We start from the raw sequence: 21049 nt of genomic DNA on the forward strand, positions 1-21049 counted from the left end.
ACACGTTTCGAAATGGTGTTTTTTTTGTTTGCGCAAAGTTTGGCAATTTACTGCAGTCACCCTAGTGTTACTGGCAGTCATTATTTCTGTCTTAAAATACAGTTTGCCCTATGCCAATCAATATAAAGCTGATTTTGAAGCGCTGATCGCTGAGCAGTTTGGTGTCGATTTATATATTGGAAGTATTAGTGCCACTTGGCAAAACAATGGGCCTGCATTAGTACTTAACAATATTTCTTTTCAGCCTAATGATTTAGCTCCTGTTGATTTACTGATTGCGCAAACTCGATTGCAGATTAATATTTGGCAATCGATGCTCGACCGACAAATTCGTTCAAGTTATTTTGTGCTCGATGGTGTTACTGCGACCATCAAAACCGCGGAACTCTTTAAAAGCCAAGAACAAGACACGGCAAGCAGTACTGGGCAAATTGAGCTTATCGAAAGTCTTTTCTTGGGAAATATCGGTCACTTTGCTTTAGAAAATAGTACCTTAGAGCTTTATTTGGCTAATGGTCAGCGTCGAACAATTGTACTTGAAAAAGTCAGTTGGCAAAATTTAGATCAAAAACATCAAGGCCAAGGCCGTATCAGTTTACCGGGCATTGCGGAAAACTCACTCAATGTCATTTTTAATTTATACGGCGAAGCGTTCTCAAGTGCGTTTGGCGAATTATACGTTGCTGGCAATAAGCTCAGTTTAGCGCCTTTATTGGCTGAAGTGACGCCTTCGCACATTAAAGAACTTAAGTCAGATGTTAATTTTGAGCTGTGGGCGCGTATTGATGATAAGTCCGTTAAGTCATTACAAGTAGAGTGGTTACCAAGTAGTTTGCAATGGCAATACAATGATGCTGCGCAGCGTTTTTCAGTGGAATCTGGTAGTTTGCGTTGGCAACCCAAAGACAATGGCTGGCAATTGGCAACCTCTTCATTAAAGCTCAGTGCAAATCAAAAAGAATGGCCTGATTTAGGTCTTGAAGTGAGTAAAAATAATGGCCAATTAGTTGGGCAGTTTGCTCATTTAAATCTCGCGATATTACGCCAATTTGCCCAGTTTGAACCGGGTGATACCCTACAAGAACTGATTGCGCGCCAGCCCACAGGCATGATTGAAGAGGGCTACTTTAAATTTTCTGATAATGAAAATTGGCTGACGGTTATTAATGCTCAAAAAGTCGGCTGGAATAATATTGATGATCTACCCGGTATGCAGGACCTCGATCTTAACTTTGTGATGCAGCCACAAAAAGGACGTTTATCGGTATCGGGCTCCGATAATTATATTTTAACGGGTAACCTTTTTTCGCAAGCGATTTCTTATCAGCAACTGAACTTTGATTTAGACATCATTAAGAAAAATGAACAATGGCAATTAAAAACTAATAATTTTTGGATGCATAATCAAGAGCTAAGCCTCGGCGCCGAAGGGATGTTAACGCTTGGTAAAAAAAACGCGATGAGTCTTTATTTAGAGGTCATTGGCCCGCCTGCATTATCAGCAAGGCAGTATTACCCGCGAGGTTATTTACCACAAGCGACCATTGATTATCTTAATGGTGCAATTAAAGGCGGTGAAATTACTCAAGCACAATTGCTTTGGTATGGCGCATTAAATGGTTTTCCTTATCAAGATCAAAGTGGCAAATTTGAAGTGCGAGCTCAAATTCAACAAGGTGAATTTCAATTTGAACCAAGTTGGCCAACGATCACTGATTTAGCTGCCGAACTGGTTTTTAGTGGTAATCGGATGGATATTTATAGCCAACAAGGTCAACTGGTTAATCTGCCGATAAAAGATAATGTATCGGTTAGCATTGATGATTTGACTCATGCAGCCTTTTTAACAGTTGCAATTGATACCCAAGTTGAGGCGCAAAGATTAGCCCCATTTTTTGCTGCGACTCCCCTTGCTGATCCGCTCGAAAGTATTTTGCAGATAGTACAAGGCAAAGGTGAGGTAAAAGGGCAGGTCAATTTAACCGTAGGTTTAGATGAGCCTAATGTGATTGCCTCAGGCGCAATTGATTTAAATAAAGCGAATATATATTTAACCCAACCCGGTTTGCCGCTTGAGCGTTTGCAAGGAATATTAAAGTTTGAAAATGAGTCAATCAGTCTTAAAAGTGCAAAAGCGTCTTGGCTAGGTTTACCTGTTGAATTTGACATTGTGGGCAAACAACAAAAAGCAGGATACCAAGTAAAAGTTGACTTAAATGCTAATTGGCCCGTAGAGCAGTTTATTGGTTTGGGTAATGGTTTGCTAAGTGGTTATTTAACTGAGCAATTACCATTAAAGGCTGATGTGGCGTTAAATTTTCCTGCTAAAGGATTTAGTTATCAAGCTGATGTTTATTCTGATCTTAGTGGGTTAGTTAGCTCGTTGCCTGAGCCATTTAATAAAACTGCGCAACAGAAATGGCAATTAAAAGGGCAAGTACGTGGTGATGATATTTCTAATTTGATCACCATTGGTATTGATAATAAACTGTATTTTAATGGTATTTTAGCAAACGATACTGGCACTCTGACTCATGCGCATATCATTGTTGGTGAGCATGATTTAGGTTTAAACCAAAAAGATTTTGATGTCAGTGTTGATCTTAAGCAAGCGAATTTAAATCAGTGGATCCCATTTATTGATCATTTGCTCCATGTTGGGGATGCTTCAATAGACTCAGGTTTACTTCCTCCTTTAGTCAAAGTGCAAGGCACAATCGATCAAGCCGATTTATCTGGCGTTTTATTTAATGAGCTTGATTTTAAACTCGATAATTTAGATCAGGCCGTCGAAATTAAATTAATGGGTAAAGAGCTGCGCTCACAGGTCAGTATTCCTAAAGTACTGGCGCAACGACCTATTAATATTGATACTGATTATTTACGGATTAATTTACCAAGCGCTGCATCAGAGCCTGCCATTGCCAATGAAAACAGTGAATGGTTAAAAAATTTACCCGCTATTCGCTTTCAATGTGGCGATTGTCGGATTGATCAATATCAGTTAGATAAAGTGCAACTTAATTTAGATCCTGCAACCGATGGCATTATGATCAGTGATTTAATTATTGATAAAGGTAAGCATAATTTAGTTGCTAAAGGCGCTTGGCAAGCAGGGCAAACCAAGTTGGCTGGTCAGTTTTCAAGTAGTGATATTGGTGAGTTGTTCGACGAGTATGACTTAACCTCTAGCATTAAAGATTCTAAAGCCCAAACCACGTTTAATCTTGCATGGGTTGGCACCCCGTATGAGTTCGATGCCAAAAGTTTAACAGGGCAATTGCAACTTGATTTAGGGGAAGGGCATTTAACTGAGGTAAGTGATGGCGGAGCGCGAGTATTTTCGTTATTAAGTCTTGATTCCTTGGTGCGTAAGCTCAAGCTCGACTTTAGAGATGTATTTGCTAAAGGCTTTTTTTACAATAGCTTAAAAGGCTCAATGCAAATTGAAAATGGCATTGCGACCACTAAAAATACCAAAATAGATGGTGTGCCTGCCGATATCAGTATTGCCGGTTATGCTAATTTAACCACTAAAGAAATTAACTACAATCTTGCTGTTGCGCCTGAGGTAACCTCAAGTTTGCCGGTTTTGTTAGGGTGGCTAGCTGGCCCTGTCCCTGGCCTTGCAGCGCTTGCGATTGATAAGGTGATTCATTCTGCACGGGTTATTTCGGAAATTAATTTTAGAATTGATGGCACGATGGACAAGCCTGTGGTGACTGAGCTTGGTCGTAAAAGTCGTGAAGTTGAATTACCCCAAGAGTTAAAAATTCCAACACCTGAACCAAATAGCGAAATAAAATGATAGTTTGTTTACAAATGTGTTCTGGCCCTGATGTTGTTCAAAATCTTCAGAACTTAAAAAAAGCCTGTGAAGATTTGCCAGCAACGCGCCCTTTATTATTATGTTTACCTGAAAGTTTTGTCTGTTTTGCAGGTGCGCCCGATGCCAATTTAAAGTTGGCGCACAGTGAGCAAATCGATGCGGTATTAGATGAACTTGCGGCATTGTCTATAAAGTATGATATTTGGCTCGCTGCGGGGACATTACCGCTTAAAGCGAATGATAATAAACATTACGCTGCGTCGTTACTCTTTAATGCTCAGGGTGAAATTGTTGCGCAGTACAATAAAATGCATTTATTTGATGTACTGGTTGCAGATCAAACAGGCTGCTATCAAGAATCCACTTATACCCAAGCGGGTGAGCAGGTTTGTGTGGTGGATTCGCCTTTTGGCAAGCTTGGTTTATCTGTGTGTTATGACATTCGTTTTGCTGCTTTATATAGTAAAATGCGCCAGTTAGGTGCTGAGATAATATTGGTGCCTAGTGCTTTTACCCAAGTAACTGGCGCGGCACATTGGCATGCTTTATTAAAAGCGCGTGCAATTGAGCAGCAATGTTATGTGGTTGCTGCAGCTCAGGTGGGCGATCATGGTAATAATCGTCATACTTATGGGCATAGTCTAATTGTATCTCCTTGGGGAGAAGTATTAGCAGAACAAAAAACACAATGCGGTTTGATTTCCTATCAAGCTGACTTGGCATTGGTTGCGCAAATTAGAGCAAAAATGCCTATAATTTCACACACTAAGTTTACATGTGAGTTAAAAAATGAATTCTGAAGTCGAAAGTAACTTGTTAAAAAATAGTTCGTTATGCCGTGAAGATCTGGAAAAGACTTTAGCGTTTATTCATCAACACAATATTGATTATGCTGATTTGTATTTTCAATCTAGCTACCATGAATCTTGGATGTTAGAAGATGGTTTAGTTAAAGAAGGCTCTTATAATATTGAGCGTGGCGTAGGTGTACGTGCGGTGAGTGGTGATAAAACGGGCTTTTCGTATTCTGACGCCATCACTTTAGAAGCATTAAATCAGGCCGCAAGCGCAGCGCGTAGTATTGCAAAAGCTGGCGAAAACAAAACAGTGCAAATTTTTTCAGAAATTGCCCATCCAATTCAGTTTGCCGCAGCTCAACCGATTTCAAGCATGAGTGACGATAAAAAAGTTGAATTATTACGTGAAATCGAAAACTACATCAGACAGTTAGCGCCAGAAGCAAATCAAGTTGTTACCTCATTATCTGCGGTGTATGAAGAGATTTTAGTCGCTGCCAGTGATGGTACGTTTGCCACCGATCGTCGCCCATTAATTCGTTTAAATTGTTCGGTATTATTAGAAAAAAATGGTCGTCGTGAGCGCGGTGGAGCCGGTGGTGGTGCACGTTTAGATTATGGCTATTTTTATGAATTAGTGGATGGTAAACCACGTTGGATGGGTTATGCCGAAGATGCAATTCATCAAGCTCAAATTAATTTAGAAGCTATTGATGCGCCAGCAGGCGCAATGCCAGTGGTATTAGGCGGTGGTTGGCCTGGTGTATTATTACACGAAGCGGTTGGTCATGGTTTAGAAGGTGATTTTAACCGTAAAGGGGCATCGGCATTTAGTGGTCGTATTGGTGAGCAAGTTGCTTCAAGCCTCTGTACTGTGGTTGATGATGGTACACTCGCTAATCGCCGTGGTTCACTCAATATTGATGATGAAGGTACACCTGCAGGATATAATGTACTGATCGAAAATGGGATTTTAAAAGGCTATATTCAAGATAAACTTAATGCTCGTTTAATGGGGGTTGCGCCAACGGGTAATGGCCGCCGCGAATCGTATGCTCATTTACCAATGCCTCGCATGACAAATACCTACATGTTAGCGGGTGAAAGCAGCCAAGAAGATATTATCGCCAGTGTCAAAAAAGGCATTTTTGCAGCGAACTTTGGTGGTGGGCAAGTTGATATCACTTCTGGTAAGTTTGTATTTTCGGCGTCTGAAGCTTATTTAATTGAAAATGGCAAAGTAACGCGCCCAATTAAGGGCGCGACTTTAATTGGTAATGGCCCTGAAGTGATGCAAAAAATATCTATGGTCGGTAATGACTTATCACTCGATAAAGGTGTGGGTGTTTGCGGTAAAGATGGTCAAAGTGTACCTGTTGGTGTTGGTCAACCAAGTTTAAGAATTGACGAATTAACCGTCGGTGGTACAGCTTAATCTAGCCGAAGAATTCACTCGTTTCACTGCTAAATGGCTACCTTTGGTGGCCATTTTTGTTAAAAAAACATTACTGTTTGTGTCTTATTTGGTAACATTTGTTTTTTTCTTTAAGCGTAATAGTAATGTTATCAAGTAGTCGCAATATTTTTTTGCTTTTCAGTTTGTTGATTTTTGTTGGCTGCACCGCGGTACCGAATCAAAAAGCCGAAATAAAACAAGCTAACGCATCGAAAAAACAAAAATCGAATTTAGCTAAGACTCAAACAGCTGATAAGCAAATTTATCAAATAAAACCGAGTAATTTAGTGGTGATCAAAAGTGTGCAATCGGCCCAAGAATTAGGTGCAATTAAGTTAGGATTTATCACAAGTAAACGGTGTATTAGTACTTCACATCAGCTCAGTTGGATCGAAAAAAAAGTATTATTTGATTTAAAAAAGAAAGCTTTTGATTTGGGCGCCAATGCCTTGGTGGTTGATTACTGCCATAAAACAATACAATCTGACTGTGCTCAAATGTATCGCTGTGAGGCAATTGCGTTTAGTGCCAGTATTGTGAAACAACTTTAATGCGGTAACTTTTGGTGTGATAGTAAAAAAGCCGCTAATGCGGCTTGGTAAACTCAACGTGACTGGGTGTATTAAGTATCACGCTGCGAATTCGGTTTGTGCTTGATCGTGGCGTATTAAATAATCAAACGCGCCTAAACTTGCGGTCGCGCCACTTCCAATAGCAATAATGATTTGCTTATAAGGTGTATTGGTGACATCACCTGCGGCAAATACACCGGCAATTGATGTTGCGCCATGGCTGTTGGTGATAATCTCACCTCGCTGTGAAAGCTCGACTGTACCTTTGAGCCAATCTGTATTGGGTAATAAGCCAATTTGCACAAAAATACCTGCTAGCGCCAAATGATGTTCCTCATTGTTGGCATGATCACGGTAGTTGAGTCCAATCACTTTATTGCCATCACCGACCACTTCAGTGGTCTGTGCTTGGGTAATAATAGTAATATTGCCCATGCTGCGCGCTTTTTTAATTAATACGGCATCAGCACGTAAGCTTTGTGCAAATTCTAATACTGTAACGTGCTCAACAATATTGGCTAAGTCGATTGCAGCTTCTATTCCAGAGTTACCACCACCGATAACCGCTACTTTTTTGTTTTTGAATAATGGACCATCACAATGCGGGCAATACGCAACACCTTTACCACGATATTGTTGCTCACCTGGCACGTTCATTTCACGCCATCTAGCACCTGTCGCTAAAATCACCGATTTTGCTTGTAATTGTGCACCGCTTTCTAATTCAATCGCAAAGCCATTTTCAGTATTCAACTGTTTGGCTTTTTGTGCAGTGATTAAATCCACATCATATTCTTTGACGTGTTCCTCAAGCTGGGCAACTAATTGTGGGCCCTGAGTTGATTTAACCGATAAAAAGTTCTCAATACCAAGAGTATCACTCACTTGCCCGCCAAAGCGTTCGGCAACTAAGCCAGTTCGTAAACCTTTTCGCGCCGCATAAACAGCCGCCGCTGCACCTGCTGGGCCACCACCCACAATGAGTACATCGTATTGTTCTTTTTCATTGAGCTGCTTGGCTACTTTACCCGCATGATTTTTATCGAGTTTAGCTAAAATATCGGCAAGACTAATTGCGCCATGACTAAAGGGTTGCCCATTTAAATAAACAGCTGGTACAGACAAAATATTACGTTGTTGCACTTCGTTTTGAAATAAAGCGCCATCAATCATAGTGGTTTTAATTGCCGGGTTTATTGCCGCCATTAAATTGAGTGCTTGCACAACCGCTGGACAGGTTTGGCAACTCAAAGAAATATAAATTTCGAAATTAAGAGGCGCTGTTAAAGTACTAATTTGCTCAATTTCTTCGGCAGATGCTTTTGTTGCATGGCCGCCGGTATGTAATAACGCCAGTATTAAACTGGTAAATTCATGGCCCATCGGGACACCAGCAAAATTAATCTCGCTTTGTTCACCAAGCACGCTCAACTGCGGTGCGCGAATTGCTGTGTTTTGAGTGGTACTTACACTTACAAGTGAGTTTAGCTCAGATAATTCATTTGCAAGTGATTGTAATTCAATTGATTTTTTACTCTCGTCAAGATTGATAACCAATTGAATAGGTTTTGTGATGTTGTTTAAATGGGCTTGTAACTGCGTTTTGATTTTTGCGTCTAACATGGTGATTACCTTCTTCAGAGAGTGGGCAGTTGAGCAAACTTAACTGCCGATTGTTTTGTATTACGACTTAGATTTTGCCGACTAAGTCTAATGAAGGTGCTAATGTTTCTTCACCTGGCTGCCATGCTGCAGGACATACTTCACCATCGTGGCTTGCAACGTATTGTGCAGCTTGAATTTTGCGAAGTAATTCAGTTGCAGAGCGGCCAATTCCTAAATCGTGCGTTTCAACAATTTTAATTTCTCCTTCAGGGTTCATTACAAATGTACCGCGAAGCGCTAAACCATCTTCTTCAATCATCACGCCGAAGTTACGAGTGATAGTACCTGTTGGGTCACCAATCATTGGGAATTGAACTTTACCAATGGTATCTGAGCTGTCGTGCCATGCTTTGTGTGCAAAGTGGGTATCAGTTGATACTGAGTAAATTTCAACACCGAGTTCTTGGAATTTTGCGTAGTTGTCAGCTAAATCACCTAATTCGGTTGGGCAAACAAACGTAAAATCAGCTGGGTAGAAAAATACCACAGACCATTTACCTAGAAGGTCTTGCTCTGTTAGCGCTTTAAAATCACCATTGTGGTATGCGGTTGCTTTAAATGTTTTTAATTTAGTATTGATTAAAGTTGTGTTCATTTTTTATATCCTTTGGCTTGGTTGGAAATGTATTGCAGCTGTTTTGCTGCTGTGAACACAGAATATGAGAAATAGAGCATTCCGTAAAATGGGTTAAACTGATTGAAGTAATTTAAAAAACAGATTGGTATTGGAATGTTATCTTCTTTTTAGCTAAAAAATACGAGATATTTCTGATTAACAGACTATTATTTAAACATTGGCATAATTATTGAAGATGTATTTTGTCTGACAAAAAATTGGCCTATATGGAGGCACCATGCAAATTAATAGTGAATTAATGACTGATATCAGCGCCAGTCAGGAAACGAATCAAGAGATACTAGCGTTACTGGGTATGCAAGAGCATAAAGGTGCAGTGCAGTATCATGTTTATCACACTATGGTTGATGACAAAGAAGTATATTGTTGTTTATCTGGTGGGATTGTCGAAAACAATGAAATTACGTTTACGCCAATTGGCCTTGGAGCGTTTGAAGCGCTGACTCGAATCAATCCTGAGCAAGCAGATTATTTTGCCGAAGAGCTTAAAATCTCTAATGGCTCAATCAAAGCACAGGTTGAAGAGGTGCTAATGAAAGTTCCGGCAAGAGCAAAAGTATGCTTTATTGGTGATATGACAGGTGAATTAAAAGAATCTATCGCAGAGCTGTTCCCATTAGCATTAAATTAATGTTAATTTAGCGATATAAAAAACGGACCAAATTGGTCCGTTTTTTATATGCATAGAAATGTGGTTAGTATTTATTCATAACAGGTTAAGTTAGTCGGTGTAATAGTCATTGATAGCAATACCGCCATTAGTTATAGGAGAATAAAATGACAGGATTTAAAAAGATAATCTGTGCGTTAGCTTTAACGACCCCTTTAATTACATGGGCAGGTGAAGCGAATGTTGCTTGGGGTAATTTGAAAGACTTCCGTGATGTTCGACCTAGTAATGAAACCCGTGGTGGCTATCACAAACGCATCCAAAATCAATTCGAGCAACATTTTGCCTCTTTAGCCGAACAGTTGCCGCAAGGCTATAAGTTAGGAATTAAAATTACTAACATTGATTTAGCTGGAGATGTAAATTTTTCAGGTACGAGAGAGCTGAGAATAGTTAAACCAATTTTTTTCCCTAAAGTAGAATTCAATTATGTGCTTACTGATAATAGTGGAAAACTGATAGATAAAGCAGATGTATCACTCAAAGACATGGGTTTTATGGATAAAATGAAACTTGGTCGTGACGAAGAGTTTTATTATGAAAAACGTATTATCAGTGATTGGTTTAGTGATGAACTAGTCAAAAAAGTAAATTGATACTGCCTTTAAGTTAATTGTAGCGCTCACAGTAGCGCTGCAATTTCATGATAAAGCTTATTAGCTTCTTCTGCATTTAAACTTCCTTGTGAATGTGCCTGACCTATTGAAGAGCTAACGCGGACAACCTCATTGGCAATTTTATCAATTGAGAGATTAGTTTGGTCGTAAGTCGTCGAAGAGATATCGAGCTGTTGTCTTGCGGTGTCTGATATCGTGACTGTATCGGGTTTTAATTCACCCTTTTTGGAGTCTGTCACTTGGGCGCTAGGTGCTTTTTTTTGCTCCGCACTGGTTGAGGGAGAAGAAGACTCGATGATGATAGGTGTAAGTTGGGCAAGATTAATCACGTTTCCTCCCATAAATGTTCGTTAAAGTAGGATACTGTGTGATTATAGGCAGCAAATTACGATGCTGCCATCTTTTGACTTAAGCGGCTTTAAAAGTGCTGAGCAATTGATGTAATTGCTGTAATTTTAAGACGGCAACTTTAAGTAGTTCGGTATCAATTGGGTCTTGTTGTGCTAAAGAATCAACATCAGCAGCAAGATCAAGTACATATGGTTTAAATCGCTTTGCTTCTAGTTCAAAAGCAGACTCTTTATTAAACAAAGCAACAAACTTCCCTTTACCTTGTTTTGCGAGTTCATCCAATTGCAAATCGGCATCAAGTGCCTGACGATAAACAATTTTTAAATTGTTGTTTAATTGCTCAATGACGGCGTTCATTGTAACCCTAAAGTTTATTCAAAATCGGTCGTTATAATAAAGGTTGTTTAACTAAAAGTCAGTTGCTATGAACATAAATTCACATTCTCTTGCCCCTGTAAATGGCTCAGAAGGCGCGCAAGTTTACACTGCAGCGTTAGCTAAATCTCAGCAAAAGCTTGAAGGTGAGGCTGCGTTAGCATTACTTGCTGCTTCAGCGCAAACTTTAGCAAGTATGCCATCTCCTTCGGTTTCATCTTCATTAGGTTCTAATGTTGATATTTGGGTTTAACTAAAAACCGATAATTTAGAACTTAGGTAATTTAATCGTTATTAGATAACCTCAATACTGGATAATAAACATATCCCAGATAGCTATGTCAGCGCTAACGGCATTGGCTTGACTTGCAATAGGTTCGTTATTGACGCGCCAATCCGGCTTGTTACCCTTGAAAATCTCTTGCTAGAGATGAAAAACTTAGATATTTACCTTTCATTCTATGTAATGGTAAATCTTTTATCCTCAACTTAGGTTAGATAAATTGATTAAGCTCTTTTTTGGTTTCTGCTGTTTGATTCAATAATGTTTTATTGTCAGCCACAGCAGCTGCAATTTGTTGATTGGCAAGCTGTCTTAAAGCGAGGATCTGCTCTACAGATGCGTGAGTTGTTTGCTGGGTTTGTTCTAGTAAATGTACTGCACTAACAATGGCTTGTAATTGTTGCTGGTTGTTTTCAAACTCAATTACCATGTCTGCGAAGACTGTTGAAGTTTCCGCTATAGCTTGTTCGACATCACTTGACTGTTTAATTAGTTTATCTGACTCTTGATTGGTTTCACCTACTAGATGATTCATTTTATTGATAAATTCACTAATTTGACGGGTCGCATTATTAACCTTTACCGATAAACTTCTCACTTCATCGGCAACAACGGCAAAACCACGACCAGCTTCGCCAGCTCTTGCTGCTTCAATCGCAGCATTTAATGCAAGAAGGTTGGTTTGGTCTGAAAACTCTTCGACCATTTTTAAAATACTACGAATGTTCTCTGAATTTTCTTTAAGTCCAGCAATGGTTTGTGAAAAGCGATTTAGCAATACCGTAATATTACCAACCTGTTCAACTATTTGGTGAAGCGCCTTACTTGAGTGTTGCACATGACTTAGATTTTCATTGTTAGCGGTAAACACATGATCGGTATTAATTGCAATTTGCTCAAGGCTTCGAGTCACATTTTCAGATGTAGCAAAAATGGCTTCGCTTACTTCGGTTTGTTGCTCTCCTAAAGCGACGGTTGCACTCATCGATTCGCTCACGCTGATATTTGTTTGTGCAGCAAGCTCAGCTTTTGAGTAGGTATGTTTTAATATCGCAGACAAGCGGCTGACAAATGTATTGTACTGCTCACTTAGCTCTCTAAATTCATCAAAGGTAAATTGAGGTAAGTGGCTCGATAAATCAGCTTTTTGCTGATTGATTTTACTCAGTGCATCACGTAAAGCGCATACTGGGCGCACAATTAAATAACGAAGATAGAATAAAGTAAAAAAGAAGGCACCACTAATGAGCAGGCAAAGTAACCAAAAGCCAGCCATATTTGCTTGCTGCTCAGTTAGGGTAGTGTAAAGCCAATATAAGGTAATAAACTGAAAAAAATAAACAAAACTCAAATTACCAATAATTTTTCGGGATAAAGTAAAAAAAAATGTTTGTTCAATTTTTTGATAGATCCCCACAATTGTTGAACTCATTACCGATCCTTTCTGTGGTATATAAATTAGTTAAAACAGTTCAATATCATCATTAGGTTGTGATGACGTTTGTTGCAATTGAATGGCTTCGGGTACATCTTTACCTGCCATAATAGCCTGGAAAATTAGATGCTCTGACTCCATAGAATAACTTTTTAATACATGCGTTCTTAATTCTAACCATTTGGATTCATCGGCCAAATTAGTATTATCTTGAGTTAATTGACTTAAAAGCTCTAAATTATTAATTACATGATTTAGCTGTTGTGAAAGGCGATCATAAAACTGAAAAGCGACAATACTTTGGTTTACTTGTTGGCGCATTTTTTCATGTAAGGCATCAATTTCAATATGTTCCGTTAAATTTAATTGTTTGATGGTCGTTTCGAGTTGAGGGCAAATATTCGCAAGCTCTTGAAAGCTTGACGTTAACTTTTCAACTTCCTTATCGCTTTGTTGTAAGCTTAACTGCATTTGTGCCATACATAGTTTCATTAATCGTTCACTTTCTTGACGAAAACAAAAGCTGTCAATTTCATTCATAAGTGAACCTACGAGTAATTATTGCCAAAAGAGAATCTTTTTGTTGGCAGATGTACTTAATTATTAGCTAAGTTGTTTATTATTCAAGTTTTGTGAATTGAACAAAGGACTTTGTATTACTTGGAAAGTTGCTAAAAATACCATCGATATCTAATTGGTGCAGTTTTTTTACATCCTCATATTTATCAACTGTATAAGCATAAATTTCGAGCCCTCTTGCATGAGCATCTTTCACAAAATCAGCATTTACAAAATCCTTGTCAACATGAACGCTAAACGCATTTAACTCTTGTGCGAACGCTGCGTAATGCAAAGGAATAGAGCTTGTTAATGCACCAATTTTAAGCCAAGGTAATTGTTGTTTCATCCATTTGAGCTGATGGTGATCAAATGATGAAATTAATAAATTATCAGGTGAAATTATTTTATTGGCGATGTTTAAATCTAAGATTTTAACGAGTTTATTTAATTCAAAAGTATGTTTTAATTCTAAATTGAGTAAGGTTTGATTGTTGTTAAGTTGCAATAGCTCTTGCAGGGTCGGAACTGATTGCCCTAATCCAGCATCAAGGGTTTTAATGCTAGCAAGGTTAGTATGATGAACCTTGCCGACCCCATTAGTGGTGCGGTCTAACCACGAGTCATGAATAATAACATAATCATCAAGGCAACTTTGGACGTCAACCTCAATACCATCAACCCCAATCTCTAAAGCGGCCTGAATTGCTTTTAAGGTGTTTTCAGGGTGATTACCACTAGCCCCGCGATGGGCAAATATCTTCATCATATTATTTTTTCCTCGTTACTGCCCAAGTTTCATAAAATGCAGCGCTAACCACTAATAACCCACCAAGAATAGTGCTTAAATTAGCTTCTTCATGCAAAATTAGCCACGCTAATATGCTGCCATAAAGAGGTTGTAAGCAGGAGATAAGTCCTGCGGTTTTGGCCGAAAGGTGCTGCAAGCTTGAGGCAAAAAGTGAATGTGGCAGTGCTGTAAATACAACACCCACTAATAAAATTAATAGCCAGTCGGTATCTGTTACTTCTGACGGAGGGACTTCAACAAATAAACTCAACATAATACATGCGACTAACGTTTGGTAGAGCATAGTGTGTGGCCCACCATAACGTGAAAAGTAATGGCGGTGAGTAACATTACGCAATGCAAAGAAAAAAGCCGAAATTACCCCAAGCGCAATACCTAAAGTAACATCATTACCTAAATTTGCTTGAGGTACTAATAAATAGATACCCAAACAAACAATGCAGGCACAAATAAAGTCGCTCAGTTTAGGGGTTGTTTTGGTAATAAAAGGTTCTAGAAAGACAGTAATAACGGGGTAACAAAAAAAAGCAATGACTCCAATAGTAACGCCAGCCAATTGCATGCCACCAAAGTAAGTGATCCAATGTAAACCAATGATTATTCCAAGAAAAACCGCAATGGCATAGTCTTTTTTATTACTTAGGCGGATTTGCTTTTTACTGATAAGCATTAATGTTAGTAACGCTATCGCAGCCACAGCTGTACGATACACTGTGATATCGATAGCGGGCAGACCAATGAGTTTGGCAAATAATGCAGTGCCACCAAATAAAAAAACAGCACTATGTAAAAATAGCAAACTTTGCTGGTGAGAGTGCATAGCAACCAATTGATTGTTTTAATTAATCTCATCTTAGCATTTTGCTTTATGAACCCAAGTTGTTTTTATAATTTTTGTCTGTGGTTATTCAGTTACATTAAAACCAAACTGAGCTTGTTGCTTTTGTTGTTAATAAAAAACTAAGTGAGGGTATTAGGCCGGATGAAAGGATTAAATTTATAAAAATTGTGTGAGATTATTGGTTTTACAGGAGTAAAAAACTTAACTGAATAGAGGGAATTAAACTATGGTACTGAGTATGTTGCAGCTGATATCGATTCTGTTCTTAAAAAAGAATTAGAACTTATCATTAAGGTGTGTTGCTTTATTGTGGAGTATTTAAATTAGAAATGTTTTAAGCTTGGATTAAAACTGATTGAATAAGAAAGAAAGTGGTGGAGCTAAGCAGGATCGAACTGCTGACCTCCTGCGTGCAAGGCAGGCGCTCTCCCAGCTGAGCTATAGCCCCACATTTCCTTCTTTCGAGCGTTGCTCGAAATCGGGGTGAATAATAAAGAGCTTTAGGAATATCGTCAAGCCGTTTTTCTATTAAATAATTAAAAAAATAAAAATAGTTATTTAATTGCTTTTTAAATAAACGAACAGCTCTTTTTATGAACAAAAATAGTCTTGCGGATTACTTAAATTTGTTTAATCGATTTCTAACAGCCTTAAAAACAAAGTTATGTTAGGCTAATACTGATTAACTTTTGCGTCAGCTTGGCTGATTTATTGAGCTATATACTTTTGAGGAATAAAATTATCAAATTTTTATCAGTCTTATTGATCTTGTTTGTCGCAGGTTGCAGTAACCAGGTAGAGTTAGAACCTTTTGAAATTCAACATCAAGAGTTTGCGAGTCAAACTGATGCTGCGGGCGATAGGCTATTTTCATTTATTGCTGCGGTAAAACCAAGTGCAAGTCAGTATGTTAAAATTGGTGAGCAGATGAGTCGCAGTGACTATAAAAAAATGCTTAATACCGACACATTTGATAACTCTAGTTTGTTAAGAATGGAATTAGAAGATCACGCGGTATTATTACTTGAGCAAGAGCTTAAACAACGCAATTACTGTGCTGATAAACATAGTATTGAAGAAGTTAAATGGCGTGAATATAGCGTCCGATTAAGTGGTCGTTGCTTAAATTAACCTCAATACGGGATACTGAACTTATCACAGGGTTAATCGAGTTATATCTTTGATGAAACAAAATGATTTAGCTGAATTTTTAACTTTGCATCAAATCAAGTGCCAAAAGCTCAGCCATGAACCCCTCGCTAATTGTTCAAGAGCAGATGAGCTTGGATTAATGCGCCCAGGCGTGCGACTTAAAAATTTGTTTTTGCGTGATAATTACGGTCGAGAGCATTTTTTATTAATTACTCAGCCCACTAAATTAGTTGATACCAAGGCGCTTTCACGTCAATTAAACAAAGCGCGGTTAGGTTTTGCTTCTGATGAACGATTGGCAAAGTATCTTGCAGTCAAACCTGGTTGTGTTTCTTTGTTAGCGTTAGTGAATGATAGAACTGCGCATGTACAGGTTTTACTCGATCAAGATATTTGGTTACCCAATCAAGTCTTACAATGCCACCCGATGCGAAATGATCAGACTTGGTTGCTAGCAAAGGAAGATTTAGTACACATTATGACAATAACAGGCCATCAATATCAGGTTATTTCGGTACCTGCTCTGGCGGAATAAACTAACCCCAAACCAATTAAACACACACTTAAAATCAAAAGTAAAAAAACCTGTTGCCCAAGACCTTGATAAACTAAACCCGGTAAATAAGAGCCAAGTGCACCACCACTATAATAAAATGATACATACAACCCATTAGTAACACTGGCAGTGGCGTTACTAATTCGATTAACGAGCGGCGCTGCAATTGAATGAATAATAAACATTGCACCACAAAAAACCGCAAAAGCGATAAAAAAGCTAATAAAGTTCTGCGGCAGCATCATCACAATCGAGCAACAATAAATAACAAAAATGCCAGACAATAAACTAAAGGTATTAGGTCTTTTTTTAACCAGCCATGGGCTTAAAATTGAAGCTAATGCACCAATCAAATAGGCGATATAAACCAAGCCGATATTTTGTGTGCTTTTGATCGCAAAATTATCTCTAAGAATGAATGGTAAATAATTAAGAATCGCGGCAAAGCAAAAAAACATGCAAAAAACAGCGCAATAGGTTTTTATTAAACGGGGATGTTTAACATCTTTTAAATGACTCAATATTGAAACGGCAATACCCGCTTTAAAATCTTTATTGATTTTAATAAAAAGTGCAAAAATGCACAAAGTAATCGCCATCACAAAGTAAAAATCTTGCCATTGTAATAATTCTGCAAAGCTGGCTGAGAGAACGCGGCCAAAAAAACCGCCGACAATTGTACTGGCAATATACAGCGTCATATTACGTTGTAATTGCTTATTCTTATAGGTTTTACCTATATAAGTGGTCATGGCTGTTAATGCTGCTGGTAATAAAAAGCCTTGAATTAATCTGATAGAGAATAAATACTCAAAAGAATTGATATAAGGTACAAAAGCACAGCTAATGGCGAGTAAAATCATCGTGATTTTAAGAATTTTAAGCGGATTTTGCCTGGTTAAAAATAAGCCGTAAAATAAAGGTGCAATTGCTAAAGGCAGCATAGTTGCAGTCATTAGACTCCCAGCGGTCGCTGGACTAACTGAAAATTGTGTACTTAATAAAGGCAGTATCGGCTGCGGTGCGTAGAGCACAAAAAAAATCACCACAGAACTGATTAACAATCGAAGTAGGTGCATTAAAACACAATCACTTTTTAATAAGGCGGTGGCCATTATGCCACTTTGAGGTTAATTTCGTAGGATTTAGATCAGCAAAAATGAAGATTAATCATTTTAAAGCTGTTAATTCAGTCGGCGCGTTATTAAAATGCGGTAATTAAGATTTCAATGAGAGATAGCCATGGGATCATTACAAGATCAATTGCTTAAATCTGGTTTAACAACTCAGCATAAAATGAAAGTTGCGAAAACCGAAAAACGCAAACAACAGCAAAAACAGAAAAAGGGTGCAACCAGCAACCCGTCAGAACTTGCAAAACACATTGAAAAAACGCGCCAAGAACAGCTGAAAAAGGCTGAAGACCTTAATAAAGCAAAATTAGCTGAACAAAAAGACAAAGAGCAAGTTGCTCGTGTTAAACAAATTCTTGAGCATAATAATCAAGATGGAATACGCGGTAACGTGACATTTAATTTCACTTATTTGAATAAAATTAAAGAATTAGATGTAAGCCCTGTTACTCAAAAAGCATTAGCTGGTGGCCGCCTAGCGATTTGTGTATTTGAAGATAAATTTTATGTCTTAGAAGATGGACCGGCACGAAAAATAGCTGAAGTAGATGAAAAATACATTGTCTTTCATGTCACCAGTCAAGAAGAAAAAGATCAAGACGATCCTTATGCAGAGTTTGAGATCCCTGACGATCTTATTTGGTAAATGTGCAGTATAAATGGATTAAGCAGGCCAAGTAGCTAAGCTCGGCCTTGCGATTAATTCAGTTAAGTTGATATTTTTTGTATAGTTTTATTATCAGAGCTTAACTTTGTTTCAAGTATTAGACTACACTCTAATGCATCTACATCCGTCAAACAGAAGAGTAAAAGCAATGAAAAAAATGACAAAGATCTTAGCAGGTACAGCCATTGCAATGGCTGGTTTTATGGCTAATTCAGCTATGGCTGAAGATGGTGCTGCGTTATACACAGCCAAAGGTTGTATGGCTTGTCATGGTGCAGATGGTAAAGCACCAATTATGCCGCAATATCCAAAACTAGCGGGTCAAAATAAAGAATACTTAGTAGCGCAAATGAAAGATATTAAATCGGGTGCTCGTGCTAATGGTATGTCTATGGTGATGAAGCCTATGGTTGCCAGTGTTTCTGATCAAGAGCTCGATGCGATAGCTGCTTATTTAGCAAGTGTAAAATAACAGCTGTGAATTTTGCCTTTATAGTATAAAAGCCACATTTACGTGGCTTTTTTATTGCGTCAGATCATTGAATGATTTCTTTTCTTATTTTAGACTTCTACACTTCTATTTTTGCAATCAGCTTTAGTTATATAATCGTCCACAATTTCCAATTAATGTTGCGCTACGAGGAATGTATGTTTGATTTACCTACGTTTAGTTTAAAAGATAAAGTATCAGAACAAGAGTGGAACTTACGTGTAGACTTAGCGGCGTGTTATCGCTTAGTTGAGCATTTTGGTTGGGGCGATTTAATTTATACTCATTTATCAGCTCGATTGCCTGGCACTGATCATTATTTGGTTAATGCGTTTGGCCTTAGTTTTGATGAAATTACTGCGTCTAATTTAGTTAAAGTCGATTTAGCGGGTAATGTTATTGATGACACACCTTTTACGATAAATCCCGCGGGTTTCACTATTCACAGTGCCATTCATGAAGTCCGTGAAGATGCTCATTGTGTCATTCACTTACATACTAAAGAAACCATAGCAGTCGCGACACTCGAAGCAGGTTTGTTGCCGTACAGTCAATATTCAATGTTTTCGTTGTCTTCATTGGCCTATCACGGTTATGAAGGTTTAGCGGTTAATGCAGATGAGAAAAAGCGTTTACAAGATGACCTTGGTCTAAATAATCACATGCTTTTGGTTAATCATGGTGGTTTAACGGTTGGCTTAACTATAGGTGATGCATTTATGCGTTTCTATGATTTACAAAAAGCCTGTGAAGTTCAATTGTTATTACAATCAACAGGGCAAGCCGCTACATTAGTACCGCAACCGATTTTAGATAATATTTATCAGCAAGCAAATGTAGTGCATAGCGGAATCACAGGTGGTCAAAAAGCTTGGCCTGCCATGCTGCGCAAAGCCTATCGTTTAGATCCTAGCTTTGTCGCTTAAACAAAGCTTAGTTACGGAGTTTTTATGAAAATTATTCGCGTCGAAGTATTTGATATTCATTGTCCAGATAGACCGGCTTGGACTCCGGTATTTGTGCGTATCCACACCGACGAAGGTATATCTGGTGTTGGCGAGGCAGGCCTTGCTTATGATTTAGGTCATAGTGCTGCTGCAGCCATGATTAAAGAAATGGCCGAAGCATTTTTGATTGGTTATGACCCATTTCAAACCGAAAAACTATGGTCACGTATGTTACGTGAAAGTTTTTGGGGTTTAGGCGGTGGTCCGGTAATTTATGCCGCAATGAGTGCTATTGATACCGCGCTTTGGGATATTAAAGGTAAAGCGTTAGGCTTGCCGGTATATCAATTACTGGGCGGTAAAGTTAACGATAAATTAAGAACTTACGCATCTCAAATTCAATTTGATTGGGACAGTGAATTTAAGGCCCTAGTGCAACCGCAAGAGTATGCAGAAGCGGCGTTAAAAGCGATAGCCGAAGGGTACGATGCAGTTAAAGTTGACCCAATAATGTATAACAAAGATGGCCAAACTTATTATGACCGCACAAACATTATTTCACGTAGTGAAATGAAGCTTTATCGTGCTCGAATGCAAGCTATTCGTGAAGCTGTTGGTGATGAAGTAGATATTATTTTTGAATGCCACAGTTTGCCAGGTGCGACTTCAGCAATCCAAATCGGTGAAATAGCCGAAGAATTTGATTGTATGTTTTACGAAGAACCTGTGAACTATTTAAACCACTCGTTACATGCCAAAGTTGCTGATAAGGTTAAGGTACCGATTGCTGGTGGTGAGCGTTTATATAATCGTTGGGGTGTGCGTCCTTACTTTGAAGATCAAAGTATTGATGTCTTACAGCCTGATATTGGTTTATGTGGTGGTTTTACTGAAACTAAAAAAGTATGTGACTACGCTGATATTTTTGATATTCGTGTTCAAGCGCACGTTTGTGGCGGCCCTGTTGCAACCGCAGCCTCATTACATTTAGAAACTGCTATTCCAAACTTTTTAATTCATGAGCACCATACTTATGCGATTAAAAAGTGGAACCGTGAACTATGTTTGCAAGATCCTCAGCCAAAAAATGGTTTTTTTGAAGTATCAGAAGCGCCAGGTATTGGTATTGAATTGAATGATGAAGTGGTGATGCGCTCGCAGCGTGTTGAAATTAAATAACCTGCTAATGCATTGAGTAACATTTAAA

At 38.5% G+C, this 21049-nt stretch carries 22 protein-coding genes and 1 tRNA gene; 13 read left to right on the forward strand and 10 right to left on the reverse strand.

Annotated features, from left to right (window positions below; all coding sequences use genetic code 11):
• The first annotated feature begins 28 nt into the window (after nt 1-28).
• From PTUN_RS01855 to PTUN_RS01870, 4 genes are all read left to right on the forward strand, one after another.
• Nucleotides 29-3808, forward strand: a complete 3780-nt coding sequence (locus tag PTUN_RS01855; RefSeq protein ID WP_157742129.1) for a YhdP family protein — start codon at nt 29-31, stop codon at nt 3806-3808.
• Nucleotides 3805-4629, forward strand: a complete 825-nt coding sequence (locus PTUN_RS01860; RefSeq protein WP_009837984.1) for a carbon-nitrogen hydrolase family protein — start codon at nt 3805-3807, stop codon at nt 4627-4629. Before PTUN_RS01855 ends, PTUN_RS01860 begins: the two co-directional genes overlap by 4 nt.
• Nucleotides 4619-6061, forward strand: a complete 1443-nt coding sequence (gene tldD / locus PTUN_RS01865) for a metalloprotease TldD (RefSeq protein WP_009837985.1) — start codon at nt 4619-4621, stop codon at nt 6059-6061. Before PTUN_RS01860 ends, tldD begins: the two co-directional genes overlap by 11 nt.
• Nucleotides 6062-6186: 125 nt before the next feature.
• Nucleotides 6187-6633, forward strand: coding sequence for a hypothetical protein (locus PTUN_RS01870; protein WP_009837987.1), 447 nt, complete (start codon nt 6187-6189; stop codon nt 6631-6633).
• A gap of 78 nt (nt 6634-6711) precedes the next feature.
• On the opposite strand, the gene ahpF is transcribed toward PTUN_RS01870, so the two are convergent.
• Nucleotides 6712-8277: an alkyl hydroperoxide reductase subunit F gene (gene ahpF, locus PTUN_RS01875; protein ID WP_009837988.1), complete on the reverse strand. Its 1566-nt coding sequence runs from the start codon at nt 8275-8277 to the stop codon at nt 6712-6714.
• Between the two features lie 67 nt (nt 8278-8344).
• Complete coding sequence (ahpC, locus tag PTUN_RS01880; RefSeq protein WP_009837989.1) at nt 8345-8914, reverse strand: alkyl hydroperoxide reductase subunit C; 570 nt, start codon at nt 8912-8914, stop codon at nt 8345-8347.
• A 259-nt stretch (nt 8915-9173) separates the two neighbouring features.
• Here ahpC and PTUN_RS01885 point away from each other — a divergent pair, with 259 nt between their 5' ends.
• Complete coding sequence (locus PTUN_RS01885; RefSeq protein WP_009837990.1) at nt 9174-9587, forward strand: hypothetical protein; 414 nt, start codon at nt 9174-9176, stop codon at nt 9585-9587.
• A 146-nt stretch (nt 9588-9733) separates the two neighbouring features.
• Nucleotides 9734-10222, forward strand: coding sequence for a DUF3016 domain-containing protein (locus tag PTUN_RS01890; RefSeq protein ID WP_009837991.1), 489 nt, complete (start codon nt 9734-9736; stop codon nt 10220-10222).
• Between the two features lie 26 nt (nt 10223-10248).
• Here PTUN_RS01890 and PTUN_RS01895 read toward each other — a convergent pair whose 3' ends face one another.
• Complete coding sequence (locus tag PTUN_RS01895; protein WP_040643789.1) at nt 10249-10572, reverse strand: hypothetical protein; 324 nt, start codon at nt 10570-10572, stop codon at nt 10249-10251.
• Between the two features lie 79 nt (nt 10573-10651).
• The gene (locus tag PTUN_RS01900; RefSeq protein WP_009837993.1) at nt 10652-10951 is read right to left on the reverse strand and encodes a hypothetical protein; all 300 of its coding nucleotides are present in this window, start codon (nt 10949-10951) and stop codon (nt 10652-10654) included.
• A gap of 67 nt (nt 10952-11018) precedes the next feature.
• On the opposite strand from PTUN_RS01900, the gene PTUN_RS01905 reads away from it, so the two are divergent.
• Complete coding sequence (locus PTUN_RS01905) at nt 11019-11222, forward strand: hypothetical protein (protein ID WP_009837994.1); 204 nt, start codon at nt 11019-11021, stop codon at nt 11220-11222.
• Nucleotides 11223-11463: 241 nt separating this feature from the next.
• Here PTUN_RS01905 and PTUN_RS01910 read toward each other — a convergent pair whose 3' ends face one another.
• From PTUN_RS01910 to PTUN_RS01930, 5 genes are all read right to left on the reverse strand, one after another.
• Nucleotides 11464-12684, reverse strand: coding sequence for a methyl-accepting chemotaxis protein (locus PTUN_RS01910; protein ID WP_009837995.1), 1221 nt, complete (start codon nt 12682-12684; stop codon nt 11464-11466).
• 30 nt (nt 12685-12714) lie between these two features.
• On the reverse strand, nt 12715-13227 hold the full coding sequence (locus tag PTUN_RS01915) for a hypothetical protein (protein ID WP_009837996.1): 513 nt from the start codon (nt 13225-13227) through the stop codon (nt 12715-12717).
• A gap of 79 nt (nt 13228-13306) precedes the next feature.
• On the reverse strand, nt 13307-14011 hold the full coding sequence (locus PTUN_RS01920) for a glycerophosphodiester phosphodiesterase (RefSeq protein ID WP_009837997.1): 705 nt from the start codon (nt 14009-14011) through the stop codon (nt 13307-13309).
• Between the two features lie 4 nt (nt 14012-14015).
• Entirely contained in the window at nt 14016-14876 is an 861-nt protein-coding gene (locus PTUN_RS01925) for a DMT family transporter (RefSeq protein WP_009837998.1), read from the reverse strand.
• A 393-nt stretch (nt 14877-15269) separates the two neighbouring features.
• Nucleotides 15270-15345, reverse strand: a tRNA-Ala gene (locus PTUN_RS01930).
• Between the two features lie 278 nt (nt 15346-15623).
• Here PTUN_RS01930 and PTUN_RS01935 point away from each other — a divergent pair.
• Nucleotides 15624-16028, forward strand: a complete 405-nt coding sequence (locus PTUN_RS01935; RefSeq protein ID WP_157742130.1) for a hypothetical protein — start codon at nt 15624-15626, stop codon at nt 16026-16028.
• A gap of 52 nt (nt 16029-16080) precedes the next feature.
• Nucleotides 16081-16584, forward strand: a complete 504-nt coding sequence (locus tag PTUN_RS01940; RefSeq protein WP_009838000.1) for a prolyl-tRNA synthetase associated domain-containing protein — start codon at nt 16081-16083, stop codon at nt 16582-16584.
• Here PTUN_RS01940 and PTUN_RS01945 read toward each other — a convergent pair.
• Nucleotides 16551-17684 (reverse strand): MFS transporter, encoded by a 1134-nt coding sequence (locus PTUN_RS01945; protein ID WP_040643862.1) that lies wholly within the window; start codon nt 17682-17684, stop codon nt 16551-16553. The two genes, PTUN_RS01940 and PTUN_RS01945, sit on opposite strands and share 34 nt — an antisense overlap.
• 163 nt (nt 17685-17847) lie before the next feature.
• On the opposite strand from PTUN_RS01945, the gene PTUN_RS01950 reads away from it, so the two are divergent.
• The 4 genes from PTUN_RS01950 to PTUN_RS01965 all read left to right on the forward strand — a co-directional run bounded on the left by PTUN_RS01950 (nt 17848) and on the right by PTUN_RS01965 (nt 21021).
• The gene (locus PTUN_RS01950) at nt 17848-18384 is read left to right on the forward strand and encodes a DUF2058 domain-containing protein (protein ID WP_009838002.1); all 537 of its coding nucleotides are present in this window, start codon (nt 17848-17850) and stop codon (nt 18382-18384) included.
• A gap of 178 nt (nt 18385-18562) precedes the next feature.
• On the forward strand, nt 18563-18877 hold the full coding sequence (locus PTUN_RS01955) for a c-type cytochrome (RefSeq protein WP_370301812.1): 315 nt from the start codon (nt 18563-18565) through the stop codon (nt 18875-18877).
• A 176-nt stretch (nt 18878-19053) separates the two neighbouring features.
• Nucleotides 19054-19821, forward strand: coding sequence for a class II aldolase/adducin family protein (locus PTUN_RS01960; RefSeq protein WP_009838004.1), 768 nt, complete (start codon nt 19054-19056; stop codon nt 19819-19821).
• Nucleotides 19822-19845: 24 nt separating this feature from the next.
• Nucleotides 19846-21021, forward strand: a complete 1176-nt coding sequence (locus PTUN_RS01965) for a mandelate racemase/muconate lactonizing enzyme family protein (protein ID WP_009838005.1) — start codon at nt 19846-19848, stop codon at nt 21019-21021.
• The last annotated feature ends 28 nt before the right edge of the window (nt 21022-21049 follow it).

Source organism: Pseudoalteromonas tunicata (genome assembly GCF_002310815.1).
Classification (GTDB): Bacteria; Pseudomonadota; Gammaproteobacteria; order Enterobacterales; family Alteromonadaceae; genus Pseudoalteromonas; species Pseudoalteromonas tunicata.